The organism is Epilithonimonas sp. (genome assembly GCF_032055105.1).
GTDB lineage: Bacteria > Bacteroidota > Bacteroidia > Flavobacteriales > Weeksellaceae > Epilithonimonas.
The window spans coordinates 138,924-156,457 of the sequence record NZ_DAMBRK010000002.1; the positions used below are offsets into that span (position 1 = coordinate 138,924).

The window sequence follows — 17,534 nt, forward strand, 5'->3', positions numbered from 1 at the left end:
TCTATTATGAAAAAATTATATATATCAACCTTGGCCGCAACACTTCTATTGACAGCGAGTTGTGAAACAGATTTTGATAACAGCACAGAAGATGTGGTTGTAACTACTGGCGAAGCAGATTTTTCAAAATATGTCTCTCTAGGAAACTCCTTAACTTCTGGATATAGAGATGGTGCATTATACTCCAGTGGACAGAGTCAATCTTACCCAAGTATGCTTGCTGCTCAAATGAAACTTGCAGACGGTGGGGAATTTTCCCAGCCAATGATGCCAAATGATATTGGAGGATTTATCGGACTTCCTGGTTTTGGTGGAAGATACAACCTTCAGTTGGTAGACGTTAAAGACTACACAGGCGCCGTTACAGGCAAGACTCTTTCTCCTGTACAATCTACTGCTGCCGCTGCTTTAGATGCTATTGGAGGAGCAGGAAAATACTTCAACAACATGGGAGTTCCTGGTGCAAAATCTTTCCACCTTGTAACACCAGGATATGGAAGCCTTGTTAACTTACAAGTTGGCGCTGCTAACCCTTATTTTGTAAGATTTGCAACTTCTGCTACCACTACTGTTTTAGCAGATGCAATGGCTCAAAAACCAACTTTCTTCTCTCTTTGGATCGGAGCAAATGACATACTATCTTATTCCACCAACGGAGGAACAAACTCGCAAACCGTAGGAGGAGTTACAACATACAGTCAAGCAACTGATCAAAATGGAAACACAAATCCTGCTACGTATAAATCAAATGATATCTCTGATCCTAACGTATTAGCAGCCTCTATAAAAGCAGTTTTGGATGGACTAAAAAGCGTGGGATCTACAAAAGGTGTTATAGCAAATATCCCATACGTAACATCCATACCTTACTTTACAACAGTCCCTTACAATCCAGTTCCGCTGAATGCAACTTCAGCCGCTACACTTAATGGAAATTTCAGCGTCCTAAATGGTGCACTTGCAAATGCTGGTCTCCCTGCAAGATTTGTAACACTTACAGCTTCTGCAAAAAATCCAGTACTGATTGTTGACAAAAGTTTAATAGACATATCCGCCTTCCTACCTCCTCAATATGCAATGTATGGACAGGCAAGACATGCAACTGCAGAAGACCTCATCTTGTTACCAGCATCGTCTTTGATAGGAAAAGATCCTGCAACGGGATTACCACCAAGCCCTACATCACAGACAATCACAGGAGTTACAATTCCTTTAGCTGATCAATTGGCTTTAACAAAAACAGAAGCAGCAAAAGTAAAAACAGCCACAGACACTTATAATGCGTCTATCAAAAGCTTAGCAGATGCTTATGGATTAGCTTTTGTTGATGCTAGTGCAAAGATGGTTGAACTCAATTCGACCTCAGGCCTTCAATACGATGGTGTAAAATATACCGCAACTTTTGTAACAGGAGGAACTTTTTCTCTAGATGGTGTACACCCAACAGGAAGAGGTTATGCTATTATTGCTAATGAATTCTTAAAAGCAATTAATACCAAATACAAATCGAATCTACCAATGGTAAGTCCAAATTCTTATTCCGGAGTTACCTTCCCATAATTAAATTAAAATATTAACACAAAACCGTTTCTTTTTTAGGAGCGGTTTTTGTTTGAATATTAATAATAATTTTCAAAATATAAAATTTTGATTATTTTTACACTCGCAAGATTAAACAATGCTTTCAAAAAGAGTCAAATACGCTATCAAAACTTTGCTGTTTCTTAACCGCAAAGACAACGCTTCTTTATTTTCTGCAAAAAAAATTTCGGAGAGCGAACGTATTCCTCTTAAATTCTTGGAACAAATCCTAAGAGAACTCAAGCAAAACAAAATCCTTAAAAGCGAAAGAGGCGCTGAAGGTGGTTACACTTTTATGAAAGATCCTGCCGATATCAAAGTTCTTGACGTCATCAGAATTGTGGACGGTCCAGTTGCAATGTTACCTTGCGCTTCTCTCAATTTTTATGAAAAATGCGCCGATTGCACTGATGAAGCTACTTGCAGCATTAGAAAATTATTAATCTGTGTTCGTGATAATATGCTGCCGCTTTTGGACACAAGCATTGCTGATATGACCAAGTCTGATAAATCTCCAATCTAAATGTTCACAGACGAATATTTTATGAAAATGGCTTTGCAAGAGGCCGAAAAAGCATTAGAAAAAGACGAAGTTCCTGTTGGATGCATCATTGTTTCAAATGACAGAGTCATTGCAAAATCTCACAATCTTACCGAAACCCTAAATGATGTGACCGCTCACGCAGAAATGCAAGCTATAACCTCAGCTGCTAATTTTTTGGGTGGGAAATATCTTCAAAATTGTACTTTGTATGTGACATTAGAACCTTGCGTGATGTGTTCCGGAGCTTTAGCTTGGTCACAAATTTCTAAAGTTGTAATTGGCGCTAGAGATGCACAGAGAGGTTTCATTAATAAAAACTTATCTCTTCATCCGAAAACTGAAGTCGTAACCGGAATTTTGGAGAACGAATGTTCCGAAATTGTTAAAACTTTTTTCAAAAATAAAAGATAGTTTACAAGTCCTTACCGAGAAAATACAATCCTTTCAAAGTATGTAATCTGTCACCAATGTTGATTTTATCAGTCAAAGGTTTATAAACGTGACTCACACCGCCTGTTGCAATTACAAAACAATCGTCATTAACCTCATCATTAATTCTATCAATAAAACCTTCTACCATCCCCAGATAACCATAAACCATTCCGCTTTGCATACAAGTAATCGTATCCAGTCCCAAAACTGATTTTGGTTTCACCAATTCGATTTCTGGTAGTTGAGCAGTTCCTTTTATCAAACTGTTAAGAGACGTGATAATTCCAGGCGCAATAATTACACCAAGTGATTCTCCATTTTCAGCTAAACAACTTGCGGTAAGAGCCGTTCCGAAATCCAAAATAATTTTCTTCTGACTTGGGTAAAGATGATGCGCCGCAACAAGATTGGCGTAGATATCCGTTCCTACTTGTTTAGATTTGGGAGTTACTGCAGAAGGTGTATTTCTATCAACAATGATTGGTACTTTTTGATGAATTTTCTTAACAGCACTGCTCACCACTTTTGTTAATTGAGGAACAACAGAGCCAATGATAATTTTATCAATTTTATCAACTTCAATTTTGTAAGTCTGATAAAGCATCAGAATCTGAACAAAAAGTTCATCCGTCGTCTTGTAAGGTTTTGTATTGATGACCCAAGAGATATCACAATTGTCACCATCGAACAATCCGAAACGGATATTGGTATTACCTATATTAATTACGATGCTGTTCATTATTTTCTTAATTTCAGATTTAATTTCAAAAACCAGGTTTTGCCACGTTCCATAGGTTTCACCTACGGCTACTGATATTGAATCCTTCGGATTCTCCTCGACTTGCTTCTTTTAACTTTATTATTGTCTCTTGAATTTACTTCACTTCCAAATAATTATCCTCAGTATTCACGTCTGCTAATCTTTGGCTGAAATCAATTCCCATTGCTGACAACTGAGATTTGGTATAAGGAATCGTAAAGCTATATTCCTGCTGAGTCCAAGCCCAAAATGGCAAAGTCTGAATGTTACCATAAATATCTTTGGTTTTCCAAACTCTGGTCAGATTCAATGGGATGTTATAATTGATAACTTTTTTGTCTTTTGTCAAAATACTGAAGTCAATCGGCATTGGAACACCTCCTTTATTCACCAAAGTAATTGTGGTAGATTGTGGATCATATTTCACATTCTTGATACCGTAATCAATAGTTTTGGTTGTATTAATCCAATAATGCTGAAACCATTTCAAATCCATTCCTGAAATCAATTGCGCAATATGAATGAAATCTCTTTCTGTTGGATGTTTCATTGCCCACTCGTCATAATATTTCAGCATAATTTTGCTCAGATTTTCTTCTCCAACAATGTAACCTAATTCCACCAAAAACGTCTCTCCTTTGATGTAACTTGCATAAGTATAAGCCGTTCCATTATCGTGATGGTCACCCAACCAAACTGCAGGTTCTTCTTTGCCCGATTTTGCGAAATTAGCATACGCTTTCAAAGCACCAACAAATGGATTCGGTTGTGATTCTCTTGGCGGGAATAATCTGTAAGAAACAAAATCTTCTGCATACTGCGTAAAGCCTTCATCCATCCAAGGTCTCACACTTTCGTTGGTTGCCAACATCTGCTGAAACCAAGAATGCGCACCTTCGTGGAACATCAATCCGGAAAGTCCTTCTACTGAATTTGCTTCGCCTAAAATCATCGTACACATTCCATATTCCATTCCGCCATCACCACCTTGTATGAATGAATAACTAGGCCATTTGTAACGTCCAAAAGTCGCATTCATCAATTGGTAATACTTGGTGATGTATGGTTTCATTTCCGACCAATATTTTGTTTTTTCAGATTTTTGGTAAACCAAGTAAACTTTTGGCCCATCCAAAATCGGGAAACTCTCTACCGAATAATCTCTGTCAGCTGCCCAAGCAAAATCCAAAATGTTTTTCGCTGTCCATTTCCAAGTCACTTTATTAGAAATATCTTGTTTTATCGTTGCACTGCTATCATAACCTTTTACTTCTGTCGGATTTTCGAGATTTCCACCAGCTCCAATGACATAATCTTTATCAATTTTGATATTCACTTCGTAATCAGAAAATGGAGCGTGAAATTCTCTTCCAACATAATCAAACGCTGCCCAGCCGTCATAATCATATTCAGCGATTTTCGGGTACCATTGCGTCATTGTCATATCGACACCTTCACGGTTGTTTTTTCCAGCTCTTCGGATTTGCATTGGGATATTCGCATCCCATTCCATTGTAAAAGTGGTGGAAGAATTTGGTTTAATTGCTTCTGCCAAGAAAACCTTCATCACAGTTCCCTGAATCTCGAATTTCAAATCTTTTCCGTTCTGCTTTATCCAACGGATATTTTGTGCGCCTTCTTCATTTTTAGGAATCTCTGACAATCTGGAAACCACTGTATTCCCCACTCTTTTTGCCAATCTTCCGTCCGCATTCACACCTTGAGACTGCACACGCTGGTCCATCATAGAACCTGCTTTGAAAGCGTTCCAATACAAATGAAAATAAGCCACTTTCAACTCGTCTGGCGAATTGTTTTTATAATCCAGAGTCTGTTTTCCTTGATATGTGAAATTGGCAGCATCTACATCAATATCCATTTTGTATTTAGCATACTGCTGGTAATAAGGATTTTGCTGAGCCGATAAGATGAGAGAAAAAAGAATTGAGAATAAAGAGAATTTCAGTTTTTTCATAGATTTATGATTAAACCTAAAAGGTTTGTTATAATAATTTTACCAAAAATACTAAGTTTTTGTTGAATGGCAAGTTTCATACAAAATCAAAATTTAATTCTTACGTATTAATTTTTTATATTTGTACGTAAAATTGTTTTTATGGATTCCAAACTCACTTTAAAATTAAATGAAAACGTTATCGAACGAGCTAAAACTTATGCATCTAAAAAGAAGGTTAGCTTATCGAGGCTTATTGAAAATTATCTTGATTCAATTACTCGTGAACAAAATGATGATTTTGAGATTTCACCGTTTGTGAAAAGCATCTCCAGTGGAAAAAGTGTGCCTGCAAATTTGGATTGGAAAAACCTAAGAGATGAATATGCAGACAATTTGGATAAAAAATATCAGTAGATGAAAAAGGTATTTTTGGACACCAATATTATCATAGATTTTCTTGGAGAAAGAGAAGGTTTTTATGAATCATCCGCAAAAATTATGACTTTAGCGGATAAGAAGAAAATCCAAGTTTACACTTCACCAAGTTCTATTTCTAATGTTTTTTATGTCTTGGCAAAATATGAAAATTCCAAAATTGCATTAGAGAAAATTAGGAAATTCAAGCTTTTATGTTCGATGTCAGTGATGGATGACGAAGTGGTGGAGAAAGCTATTCATTCTGATTTCAAAGATTTTGAAGATGCAATGCAATATTTCAGTGCGCTGGCTTCTAATTGTAATGTCATCATCACCAGAAACGAAAAGGATTTTAAAAATGCTCTAATTCCTGTGATGAATGCTGAGGAATTTTTACAGACATTAAAAAAGTAATTAGTATTAAACAAAAATCTTAAGACCCAAATAAAAGTTATTACTTAACATAAAATTCAACGATTAATACTTCTTTAAATTCAACTTTACTCAATCTCAACTTAAAAATCATATCGTCTATTCATAATAACTTTTGGGAAAACTAAAACTTGAAATTAATCAACCAAAAAAAACTCAACAAACTGATATTAAGCACCATCAACCATTCAAAGCATTGAAATAAATGTCAATTTTACGTTTATTTTATTTTTCTATATTTAGATAAATCAATATTCGAGTTTATGAGACAATGCCTTATCATATTTAGTGTTTTAATTTATTCCGTTAGTTTTTCTCAGAATGTGAAGTTCAAAGATGCTTATTCCAAAGCGTTCAAAATCGGAACTGCTGTGAACCACGACATCGTGAGCGGAAAAGATAAAAAACAACAGGCTATTGTTCTGAAACACTTCAACACCATCACGCCAGAAAACTGTATGAAAGCTGAAGTTGTGAATCCACTTCCCGGGAAATTCGATTTTTCGCAGGCGGATGCTTTTGTGGAATTTGGTTTGAAAAATAAGATGTTTATCTTAGGGCATACTTTGGTTTGGAAAAATCAAACGCCGGACTGGTTCTTTAAAAATGAAGATGGAACTCAAAAAACCAAAGAGCAAACCAAAGAGCGTCTGCACGACCATATCAAACTAGTAGCAAGCCGATATGCCGGAAAAGTTCAAGCTTGGGATGTTGTGAACGAAGTGATTGATGATGATGGTAGCTATCGAAACGAAGGATGGGTAAAAGGTATTGGCGACGGCGATGAGCTGATGAGATTGTCTTTCCAATATGCTGCTAAATATTCTCCAAATACAGAACTATATTACAACGATTTCAACGCGTGGCGACCAGAGAAAGTGAAAGGTATTGTACGAATGGTAAAAATGTTACAAGCTGCCGGAATCCGAATTGATGGCATCGGAATCCAAGGTCATTGGGGATTGAATTATCCAAAAAATCAATATATCGAAGATGCTATCGATGCTTACGCGGCTTGTGGAATCAAAGTGATGATTACGGAAATCGATGTGGATGTTTTGCCTGTGACAAAGGAAGGACAAATCATTGGTCAGGCATTTTTGCACAAGCAGTTTCAGAATGAGGAATTCAAAACTTATCTTGACCCTTACACCAATGGATTGCCAAAAGATATGGACGAACAACTAGCCAATCGATATGCGGAATTGTTCCAAATTTTCTACAAAAAAAGAGATAAACTGGACCGCGTTACAACGTGGGGAATCAAGGATGAAATGTCCTGGAAAAACGATTATCCAATTCCTGGAAGAACCAATTACCCATTACTTTGGAACAGAAATGGAAATCCGAAAAAAGCTTTGTTGAAAGTGCTTGAAGTTCCTAAGAAATAGATTTGTATCTCGCTGATTTGGCAGATTAAGCAGATTTTTAACGATATTAATCTGCAAAATCAGCTTAATCTGCCAGAGAATAGTCTTATTTTAAATTTAATTAATCCTAAAAACCGGATAAAGACGATGCGTCTTTTCGTAATATCTGGAATGCTTGTAAACCCAATCCAGTTGCGCCTCGCCGTCTTCGGCAAATTTCGGATTAATCGATTTTTCCATTTCGAAAGCGGTTTTCAAAGCTTTATTGTCTTTCAGAAGCTGGCTCCCTGTATCTTCGAAAACGTAAGGCGAATAATATTCTTTCTGACCCAACATCGCATCAAAGAAATTCCAGTTGAAATAGGAATCAACGGCTTCTGGTTCCAAAGTTTCTAACAGAAATTTCACACCTTCTTGATTTAACGGAACGAAAAAATCGCCAGCTCGAAACTTTACTTTACCAGAATCTTTGGTCACAAATGTGTCGTAATGCAGATAATGACCTTCGTAAGGACTCGGAAGAGTTTTGAAATCTTTGATTCGGTATTGCTCCACCACAATCGTCGAATCCTGTTTGATTGGAATCATTTTGACTTGGTTGAGTTTCAGCAAATCGATGATTTTCCATTCGGATTGTGGAATGACATAATAATTTGGAATCGTGATTTCTTTTGCCGGAACATAAGTATTATAAAATTTGACAGACTTTGAAAACTTGGAATTTCTGTCGTACCAAAGTCTGGTTTTTCCGGAAATATCGCTTGGTTTATATTTGGCTTCAAAACCTTTGAAATCTAGATTTTCATATTTTGTAGAATCGAGTTTCCAAGCTAAAGCATATCGGTTTCCGACTTTGTATTGTTTCAGATTTTCGGCTCGTTTTTGCTGAATGGTTTTGTAATTTTCATCAATGTAATTCAGATTATCAACCATATAATCGTAAGTGACTTTCACACGGTCTTTGTAAGGTTTCAGCATATGCGTTTCCACAACCGTTCCGATGGAATTGAACAAAGTCGTGTAACCCGTCGCATATCTCGGCGAATCTACAAAAGCAGGAAAACCGCCATCCGGAACATCGCCGTGAATATTGACATAAGGAACAGAAATCACATCTTTTTTCTCCATATTTTTTAGAAGCGTTCTCTGCATTTCGTCATTGAAATAATTGCCCAAAACATTTCCCAATCGTTCTTTGTTGGTCGAAATATATGTGAAGGTATATTGATAATCTGCACCATTACTAACGTGATTATCAATAAAAACATCAGGTTTCAGCCATTGAAAAATCTGCTGAAAACTTCTGGAATTTTTAGAATCCGTTTTGATGAAATCTCGGTTTAAATCATAATTTCGAGCATTTCCACGGAAACCATATTCTTCAGGACCATTTTGATTAGCTCTGGAAAAACTTCCTCGGTTCATCATTCCGCTGATGTTATAACTTGCAATTGCTGTGAAAATAACGTTCTTCGGCGCTTTGATTCTTCCAGTTGCTAAATCTCTCATTAACATCATTGTTGCATCAATTCCGTCTGGTTCTCCTGGATGAATCCCGTTATTGACAAACAAAACCGATTTTCCTTTTCTGGCTTCTTCGAAACTTTGTTTGGTTGGATTGAAAATCACAACATCGATTGGTGCGCCGTTGTCATCTTCGCCTTTAGTTTCGTAACTGATTGACGGATATTGTTTTGATAATTCCTGATAGAACTTTCGCATTTCATCAAAAGTCGTAGTTTGATTACCGTTGCCTTTTTCGTAAGGTGTTTGGATTTGAGAATAGCCGAAAACCGAAATTAGGATGAATAGGATGGAGAGATTTTTCATAGTACAAATGTAAAGAATCGGATGATAAATTTTTATAAATTTGAGAAAAGCTATTATGGCAAAGACTTTTTATTTTTTATTGATTTCATTTTTATTAATGAGTTGCTCAAAAGAAAAAACTTTTGCAGATGATATTGTGTTGACTTTTCCGAAAGAAACCAAAATGAAAACTCAGGAATTCAATGAAGACAGTAATGAAGAAGGAGAAAATTTGATTTATATCGGGAAAATCAAATCTAATATTGATGTTAAATATTACCGGAATCTTTTAGAACCTCCGCCTCCGCCTCCATATTTTAGTGAGTCTGAGAAAGACTATCTTCTTAGAATGCAAAAATTGGAAGATTCCATTCAAAAAGATAAAAATCCTTTCTTTAGAAACGAGAAATTTCCATTTTTATATTCTAAAAATGATAATTCTTTGGACTCATTATCAAATAAAAATCTTCAATTCATTGTTAAAGAAAATGATACTATTCCACTTTACAAGGAAGATTACGATACAAAAGTCATTAAGAAATATTATGCTTTTCCTGTTTTTATTAAAAATATTTGTGATAAAATCTTAAGAATTCCGACCGAATCGAAAAGTACAGCTTTATATATTTATGATGATAATTTAGAAAAGTTTTATTTTACAAGAAACAGCAATTATATGATTTGTGGGATTGGAAGCGATTCTTATTCTTATTTTGAATTAAAACCAAATGAGATTTTAATTTACGCTTATCCTTATTTTAAATCAGGAACAAAACGAAAAGCAAAAATGAAATTTTACAATGCCTCTTCTAAAGAATTTGAAATTTCTATTGATGAGAACATTATAAAAAATCAAAGAGATAAACGTTATGAATAAAAAAATCCACAGAAAAATTCCTGTGGATTATATCTATTAAAGATTGAATTAGTTCTAATCGTTAAGTTTCAAAACAGCCATAAATGCTGATTGAGGAACTTCTACACGACCAATTTGTTTCATCTTTTTCTTACCTTCTTTCTGCTTTTCGAGAAGTTTACGCTTTCTGGAAATATCACCTCCGTAACATTTTGCAGTCACATCTTTTCTTAAAGCTTTAATAGTTTCTCTAGCGATAACTTTCGTCCCAAGAGCTGCTTGAACAGCAATATCAAACTGTTGTCTCGGAATCAATTCACGAAGTTTTTCACACATTTTTTTACCAATGTGATAAGCGTTGGAATCGTGAATCAATGAAGATAATGCATCTACCATGTCTCCGTTGATCAAGATGTCCATTTTCACCAACTTAGAAGCTCGGAAACCAATCGGATGATAATCAAAAGACGCATAACCTTTGGAAATTGATTTCAATCTATCATAGAAATCGAAAACAACTTCTGCCAAAGGCATATTGAAAACTAACTCTACTCTTTCAGAAGTTAAATAACTTTGGTTTACTATTTCGCCACGCTTCTCGATACAAAGTGTCATAACTGGACCAACAAAATCGGATTTTGTAATGATAGATGCTTTGATGAAAGGTTCTTCTACACGATCCATTGTTGTAGGATCCATCATTTCAGACGGATTATTAATCAAGATTGCCGTTTCTGGTTCTTTTTTGGAATATCCGTGATAAGAAACGTTGGGAACTGTTGTAATAACGTTCATATTGAACTCTCTATCCAAACGCTCCTGGACGATTTCCATATGCAACATTCCTAAGAATCCACAACGGAAACCAAAACCAAGCGCCGCAGAACTTTCCGGTTCGAAAACTAGAGAAGCATCATTCAATCTTAATTTTTCTAAAGAGAATCTCAACTCTTCAAAATCCTCAGACTCGATAGGATAAATCCCTGCAAAAACCATTGGCTTTACTTCTTCAAAACCTTCTATAGGAGCTGCCGCTGGCTTATCAAAAGAAGTAATTGTGTCACCAACTTTTACTTCACGAGCATCTTTGATTCCAGAAATAATATAACCTACATCACCACATTCTATGGTTTTCTTCGGAACTTGTTTCAGTTTCAAAGTCCCAACTTCATCAGCGCCATATTCTTTGCCTGTTGCAAAGAATTTAATTTTTTCGTTTTTAGAAATACTTCCGTTGACCACTTTGAAATAAGCTTCAATTCCTCTGAAAGGATTGTAAACCGAATCAAAAATCAAAGCTTGAAGTGGAGCTTCTGGATCTCCAACTGGTGCAGGAATTCTTTCCACAATTTGTTCTAACAAATTATGAACACCTTCTCCCGTTTTTCCAGACACTCTCAAAACATCTTCATATTCGCATCCGATAAGATTCATAATCTCATCTGTCACTTCTTCTGGGTTTGCAGAAGGTAAATCGATTTTATTAAGAATAGGAATAATCGTTAAATCATTCTCTAAAGCTAAATATAGATTGGAAATAGTCTGTGCCTGGATACTTTGTGCCGCATCTACTATCAAAAGAGCTCCTTCGCAAGCCGCAATGGAACGAGAAACTTCGTAAGAAAAATCTACGTGCCCCGGTGTATCGATAAGATTAAGGACAAATTTTTCTCCTTTATATTCATAATCCATTTGAATCGCGTGAGACTTGATCGTAATTCCACGTTCTTTTTCCAAATCCATGTCATCCAGAGTCTGCGACTGCAATTCTCTTTGGGTAACAGTGTTGGTATATTCTAAAAGACGATCTGCCAATGTACTCTTACCGTGATCGATATGTGCAATGATGCAGAAATTCCTGATATTTTTCATTTAAAATCCTTGTAATTTGCAAAAATACATTTTTTATTGAGATGTTAGATGATAGAAGGTAGATGTTGGGAGAAAAACGTTAATATTTCATAAAATAAATAGATTGATGAAAAAAGTTTTATTTTTGCAACTTAATAATATTCAATATATCAGAATATTCTGACGATTACACATGAAGAAATATATTAGTTTGATGTTGATGTCTGTCATTCTATTGTCTTGTAAGACAGAAATGGACAGAGCGATGAAGAGTGCGGACAAAGATTTTATCTTGAAAGTTGCTAACGAAAAATTTGCAAAGAAAAAATGGTCAGATGCCTTGGCATTATACGACAGATTGCCAAACCTTGTAGCTGGAACAGACGATGCACCTAACGTTGTCTTCAATTCAGCTTATGCTAATTACTATGATAAAAACTATAGATTGGCAGCCAACCAATTCAAGAACTTTGTTATCAGTTTCCCTCAGGATTCTAGAAAAGAAGAAGCAGCTTATTTGTCAGCTCTTTGTTATTACGAAGGATCTTTGCAATATAATCTGGATCAAAGTAATACCGAATCAGCAATCACAGAACTACAAAACTTTTTGAATGATTATCCAGATTCTGAACGTTCCAAAAACATCACTCAGCTTGTAGATGAGCTAACTTACAAATTGGAGTTCAAAGCTTTTGAAAATGCTAAGCAATACTTCAAAATGGCAGAGTACAAAGCTGCAGCTGTAACTTTCGAAAATGTTTTGGAAGACTTTCCAGCAACCAAGCTAAGACCGAAAATCTACGATATCATTTTGAAATCGAAATACGAACTGGCAATCAATTCTATTTATGATCTTAAAAAAGAAAGATTAGATAACGCAATTGCCTACGCAAAAAGAGTTTCTACAGAACTTCCAAATACTGAATATTCTAAAACAGCGGATGATTTATCTGCAAAACTAGAAGCTGAAAAAGTTAAATTCGCAGCTTTGCAAGTAGAAGTAGAAAAAAGAAAAGCAGAATACGAAGAGAAAGTTAAAAATGCTGAAGCTAAGGAAAACGAGAAAAAAGAATTAGCTCAGGAAAAACATCAAGCTAAGATGGAAAACTCTGCAGATCAAGCAAGAAGAGACAGTGCAAAGGTGAATTCGCCAGAACCACAAGCTACTTTCAAGTTTAAAAGATAATTAGTATATTTGCAACCCTAAACAATTCGTCCAATGAGCCTTAAAGATACAAAAGCAGAAGTAAGTACAATAACTTACGACAAAGATAAAATCGAAGAAAAAGTAGGTAGCATCTATGAGGCTATCGTAATCATGGGTAAAAGAGCAGAGCAAATCAATGCTGAGATCCGTTCTGAACTTCATGGAAAATTGGATGAGTTTGCTGTTCACAACTCTACTTTGGAAGAAGTTTTTGAAAACAGAGAGCAAATCGAAATCTCTAAGCATTATGAAAAAATGCCCAAACCCACATCTATCGCTATCAGAGAATGGCTAGATGATGAGATCTATTACAGAAAAACGGAAGAAAAAAACTAATTTTTTTCCATTAAAAAATATAAAACCGTCTTATTGAATTAATGTTCAATAAGACGGTTTTTTTGTTATTAAAATTATTAATACTTTCGTTAATAAAAATCAAAACAAAATGAGTTTACAAGGTAAAAAAATCATCCTTGGAATTACAGGTGGAATTGCTGCATACAAAATGAATTATCTGGTTCGGGATCTTATAAAATCTGGAGCCGAAGTGAAAATTATTTTGACAAAATCAGCAGAACAGTTTGTCTCTGCGCTCACACTTTCTACACTAAGTAAAAATAAAGTTTACACCGATTTTTATGACGAAAACAAAACCTGGAATAACCATGTAGAATTGGCACTTTGGGCGGACTTACTACTCATAGCCCCTTGTACCGCTAACTCTTTATCAAAGATTACGACTGGAGTTTGTGACAATCTATTAATGGCTGTTTATATGTCAGCAAAATGCCCCGTGGTTATAGCACCAGCAATGGATTTGGATATGTACGCTCACCCAACAGTCACCAAAAATTTGCAAACGGCTGAAAGTTTCGGACATCTAATCATTCCTGCAGAATTTGGAGAACTAGCAAGCGGATTAGTTGGACAAGGTAGATTAGCAGAGCCGGAAACGATTTTTTCTTTTATTAAAAACCAGTTTGATGAAGCTAAAGAAACATTTGTCGGTAAAAAATTCTTGATTACGGCTGGCCCAACTTATGAAAATATAGATCCAGTAAGATTCATCGGAAATCATTCTTCCGGTAAAATGGGATTTGATTTAGCAAAAGAAGCGGCAAAGAGAGGCGCAAAAGTGATTCTAATTTCTGGACCTTCTTCTCAAAAAATAGATAGTAAAAATATTACACTTCACAAAGTAACCTCAGCGCAAGAAATGTTTGATGAAGTTTTCAAATATTATGAAAATATAGATGTTGCTATTATGAGTGCCGCCGTTGCAGATTATACTCCGAAAGTAAAAGCAACAGAAAAAATCAAGAAAAACGAGAACGAATTAACGATAGAATTGGTTAAAAACAAAGACATTCTCAGAACAATGGGTGAACAAAAAAAAAATCAATTTTTGGTTGGTTTTGCTTTAGAAACTCAGAATGAAGAAGAAAATGCTAAAGTAAAATTGGTGAAGAAGAATCTGGATTTAATCGTTCTTAATTCTCTTCGAGATGAAGGCGCAGGTTTTGCAAATCCGACAAACAAAGTCAAATTTTTCACACCAACCGAGGAACAATCTTTTTCTTTGAAATCAAAAGAAGAAGTTGCAAAAGACATCTTGAATTTTATTGAAGAAAAATTGTAACAAAAACAATAGTTTTCCGTTATTATTTTGTCCTAGTTGGGATTATTTTTTTGACTAAGAATCCTTATTTTTACAAACATTTTTATTTGAATGAAAAAACTACTTTATATAATTTGCGCTTTACTTTTCTCACAAACAGCTTTTTCGCAAGAGCTTTTGGCGAATGTGCAGATTAATAATCAACAGATAGCAGGAAGTAATACACAGGTTTTCCGAACATTGGAAAAAGGACTGCGAGATTTCATCAACAATACCAGTTGGACCGGCAAAAAACTTCAGAATTTTGAAAAGATCAAATGCAATTTTGCCATTGTCATTTCGGATCGTCCGTCCAATAACAGCTTCAAAGGTTCGCTTGTAGTCCAAGCAACCAGGCCGGTTTTCAATTCTCAATACGAAACGCCTTTGATGAATATCAACGACACTAGTTTTTCTTTTGAATACAACGAAAACGAGAATTTGATCTTCAACGAGAGACAGTTCTCTGGCAAAAACCTCATCGATGTCATCAGTTTTTATATCTACACCATATTAGGTTATGATGGCGACAGCTTTCAGTTAAAAGGAGGACAACCTTGGTTTGACAAAGCTTTCAAAATTGCTCAAAACTCTCAGAATCAAAACTATGAAGGTTGGAACCAGATAGAAAGTCAAAGAAATAGAGGTTCTTTGATCTCTGGCTTACAAAACGAAAACACATCTACCTTGCGAACTGTTTATTACAGCTATCATCGTTCGGGTCTAGATAATTTGGCAAAACCAGATCAGGGGCCAGCTAAGAAAACGATTGCAGAATCTCTGATGCAGCTTAAGTTCTATGAGAATAATTTTCAGATGAATTATGCTTTCGGTGTTTTCATGGAAAGTAAAAGTACAGAGATATTCAACATTTTTGATACGGGGAACAATGCATCTGTCAACATCAGCGAACTCAAAACTTTGATGTCTACATTAGCTCCAAAAGATATTGATAGCAAATGGAATAAGTGGAAATAACAATTTTTAATTGCTAATTGTTAATTTTATTATGCTTTCTAGAATTTTCATTCAAAATTTTGCGTTAATCGATCAATTAGACATCGATTTAAAAAACGGACTACAAGTTATTACCGGAGAAACTGGCGCGGGAAAATCTATCATTCTTGGCGCTCTCCGTTTGATAATGGGCGAAAGAGCCGATGTTAAATCCTTTGCTAAATCTGACGCCAAAAGTATCGTAGAAACCGAATTCCAAATCAATAAGAATTTCAAAGAATTCTTCGATGATCATGATCTCGATTTTGAAGAGCAAAGCATCATTAGAAGAGAAATTTTACCCAGCGGAAAATCTAGAGCTTTCATCAATGATGTTCCTGTAACACTGGATATTTTGAAGGAATTGTCTTCTAGATTGATTGACATCCATTCTCAGTTTGAAACCTCTAATCTTTTTACAGAAGAATTTCAGTTTGGAATTCTGGACGGATTGGCAAAAAACAAATCATTGTTGTCCGATTACCAAAATTATTACTCTAGTTATCAGAATACCAAAAGAGAAATTGAGCAGCTGAAATCTGCTCTTGCCGAAAATAATAAAGAATCTGATTACAAAAACTTCCTCCTTTCCGAATTGGAAGAAATGCAATTGGTTGATCTTGATTTTGAAGAGATTCAGAATCAACTCAATATTCAAGAAAATGCAGGACAAATCAGTGAAAATCTTTCTGAAATATTATCAAAACTGAATCAGGATGATTTTGGCGTTTTATCTAATATTTTTGAAGCTAAAAACAAGTTGAATAAGCTTTCCGAATTATCTTCTGAATATCAAGACCTCAGCCAAAGGTTGGAAACCGCTTATCTGGAACTGAAAGACATTAATACGGAAATCGAAAACAAAGCTGAAAATCTGGAGATCGACCCGAATCTTTTGCAAGCTTTGCTAATGACAGTCAACCGGCTGAATTCACTTTTTCTAAAACATCAAGTGAATGACATCACTGGGCTTTTGGAAATAAGAGAAGAGCTATCCTCTAGCCAAAACTCTCTTGAAACGATTGAAAGTCAAATCGAAGAAAAAGAGAAAAACCTTAAACTGATTGAAAAAGAGCTCCAATCTCTAAGTCAAAAATTATCAGAAAACAGAAAGAAATTTTCTTCGGATCTTGAAAATCAAGCGAAAGAAATTTTCGCAAAACTAGGTCTAGAAAAAGCTATCCTGAAAATAGAATTAACAGATTCTTCTGCTTATAATCTTCACGGAAAAAATAATATTCAAATTTTGTTTCAGGCCAATTCAGGATTCCCTTTGAAACCTATCCAAGGTGCAGTTTCGGGTGGAGAACGTTCTAGGGTAATGCTCGCCATCAAAAAAATAATGGCACAGAATAATGCCCTTCCTACATTGATTCTTGATGAAATTGACACCGGAGTTTCCGGAAGAATTGCTGAAGAAATGGGAAAACTAATGCAGGAAATGGCTCAGGATCTTCAATTGATTGTTATCACGCACTTGGCGCAAGTTGCTGCCAAAGGAAACCAGAATTACAAAGTGGTGAAATTTGATGAAAATGCTATTACAAAAACCACTATTGTAAAATTATCAGAAAATGAAAAACTGAACGAAATTGCTCAGTTGATTTCCGGTTCTAAGATTACAGATGCTGCTATTTCTCAAGCTAAAGAACTTATAAAATAAAA

At 35.3% G+C, this 17,534-nt stretch carries 16 protein-coding genes; 12 read left to right on the forward strand and 4 right to left on the reverse strand.

What is annotated here, in order from left to right:
• Positions 1-6 precede the first annotated feature (6 nt).
• The 3 genes from RTY06_RS02115 to RTY06_RS02125 all read left to right on the forward strand — a co-directional run bounded on the left by RTY06_RS02115 (position 7) and on the right by RTY06_RS02125 (position 2,536).
• On the forward strand, positions 7-1,560 hold the full coding sequence (locus RTY06_RS02115) for a G-D-S-L family lipolytic protein (RefSeq protein WP_312822456.1): 1,554 nt from the start codon (positions 7-9) through the stop codon (positions 1,558-1,560).
• Between the two features lie 118 nt (positions 1,561-1,678).
• Positions 1,679-2,104 carry an Rrf2 family transcriptional regulator gene (locus tag RTY06_RS02120; RefSeq protein ID WP_312822457.1) on the forward strand — a complete coding sequence of 142 codons (426 nt, stop codon included), beginning with the start codon at positions 1,679-1,681 and terminating at the stop codon, positions 2,102-2,104.
• On the forward strand, positions 2,105-2,536 hold the full coding sequence (locus RTY06_RS02125) for a nucleoside deaminase (RefSeq protein ID WP_312822459.1): 432 nt from the start codon (positions 2,105-2,107) through the stop codon (positions 2,534-2,536).
• A 1-nt stretch (position 2,537) separates the two neighbouring features.
• On the opposite strand, the gene RTY06_RS02130 is transcribed toward RTY06_RS02125, so the two are convergent.
• Both RTY06_RS02130 and RTY06_RS02135 read right to left on the reverse strand, forming a co-directional pair.
• Complete coding sequence (locus tag RTY06_RS02130; protein WP_312822461.1) at positions 2,538-3,296, reverse strand: type III pantothenate kinase; 759 nt, start codon at positions 3,294-3,296, stop codon at positions 2,538-2,540.
• A 136-nt stretch (positions 3,297-3,432) separates the two neighbouring features.
• Positions 3,433-5,292, reverse strand: coding sequence for a M1 family metallopeptidase (locus RTY06_RS02135; RefSeq protein WP_312822463.1), 1,860 nt, complete (start codon positions 5,290-5,292; stop codon positions 3,433-3,435).
• Positions 5,293-5,433: 141 nt separating this feature from the next.
• On the opposite strand from RTY06_RS02135, the gene RTY06_RS02140 reads away from it, so the two are divergent.
• The 3 genes from RTY06_RS02140 (at position 5,434) to RTY06_RS02150 (ending at position 7,514) form a co-directional block, all read left to right on the forward strand.
• Positions 5,434-5,688 (forward strand): DUF6364 family protein, encoded by a 255-nt coding sequence (locus RTY06_RS02140; RefSeq protein WP_312822465.1) that lies wholly within the window; start codon positions 5,434-5,436, stop codon positions 5,686-5,688.
• A complete protein-coding gene (locus tag RTY06_RS02145; RefSeq protein WP_312822467.1) occupies positions 5,689-6,105 on the forward strand; it encodes a putative toxin-antitoxin system toxin component, PIN family in 417 nt (138 codons plus the stop codon).
• A gap of 281 nt (positions 6,106-6,386) precedes the next feature.
• The gene (locus tag RTY06_RS02150; RefSeq protein ID WP_312822469.1) at positions 6,387-7,514 is read left to right on the forward strand and encodes an endo-1,4-beta-xylanase; all 1,128 of its coding nucleotides are present in this window, start codon (positions 6,387-6,389) and stop codon (positions 7,512-7,514) included.
• A gap of 96 nt (positions 7,515-7,610) precedes the next feature.
• Here RTY06_RS02150 and RTY06_RS02155 read toward each other — a convergent pair whose 3' ends face one another.
• Positions 7,611-9,323 carry a M14 family zinc carboxypeptidase gene (locus RTY06_RS02155; protein WP_312822471.1) on the reverse strand — a complete coding sequence of 571 codons (1,713 nt, stop codon included), beginning with the start codon at positions 9,321-9,323 and terminating at the stop codon, positions 7,611-7,613.
• A gap of 97 nt (positions 9,324-9,420) precedes the next feature.
• On the opposite strand from RTY06_RS02155, the gene RTY06_RS02160 reads away from it, so the two are divergent.
• Complete coding sequence (locus tag RTY06_RS02160) at positions 9,421-10,179, forward strand: hypothetical protein (RefSeq protein WP_312822472.1); 759 nt, start codon at positions 9,421-9,423, stop codon at positions 10,177-10,179.
• 54 nt (positions 10,180-10,233) lie between these two features.
• Here the strand turns inward: RTY06_RS02160 and lepA are convergent, their stop codons facing one another.
• Positions 10,234-12,030, reverse strand: coding sequence for a translation elongation factor 4 (lepA, locus tag RTY06_RS02165; protein WP_312822473.1), 1,797 nt, complete (start codon positions 12,028-12,030; stop codon positions 10,234-10,236).
• A 172-nt stretch (positions 12,031-12,202) separates the two neighbouring features.
• Between lepA and RTY06_RS02170 the strand changes: the two genes are divergently transcribed.
• The 5 genes from RTY06_RS02170 to RTY06_RS02190 all read left to right on the forward strand — a co-directional run bounded on the left by RTY06_RS02170 (position 12,203) and on the right by RTY06_RS02190 (position 17,532).
• On the forward strand, positions 12,203-13,195 hold the full coding sequence (locus RTY06_RS02170) for an outer membrane protein assembly factor BamD (RefSeq protein WP_312822475.1): 993 nt from the start codon (positions 12,203-12,205) through the stop codon (positions 13,193-13,195).
• A 33-nt stretch (positions 13,196-13,228) separates the two neighbouring features.
• Entirely contained in the window at positions 13,229-13,552 is a 324-nt protein-coding gene (locus RTY06_RS02175) for a DNA-directed RNA polymerase subunit omega (protein ID WP_116034555.1), read from the forward strand.
• Between the two features lie 109 nt (positions 13,553-13,661).
• Positions 13,662-14,855, forward strand: a complete 1,194-nt coding sequence (gene coaBC / locus RTY06_RS02180; protein WP_312822476.1) for a bifunctional phosphopantothenoylcysteine decarboxylase/phosphopantothenate--cysteine ligase CoaBC — start codon at positions 13,662-13,664, stop codon at positions 14,853-14,855.
• Positions 14,856-14,945: 90 nt separating this feature from the next.
• On the forward strand, positions 14,946-15,851 hold the full coding sequence (locus RTY06_RS02185; RefSeq protein WP_116034559.1) for a DUF4835 family protein: 906 nt from the start codon (positions 14,946-14,948) through the stop codon (positions 15,849-15,851).
• 31 nt (positions 15,852-15,882) lie between these two features.
• Complete coding sequence (locus RTY06_RS02190) at positions 15,883-17,532, forward strand: DNA repair protein RecN (RefSeq protein WP_312822477.1); 1,650 nt, start codon at positions 15,883-15,885, stop codon at positions 17,530-17,532.
• Positions 17,533-17,534: the final 2 nt, after the last annotated feature.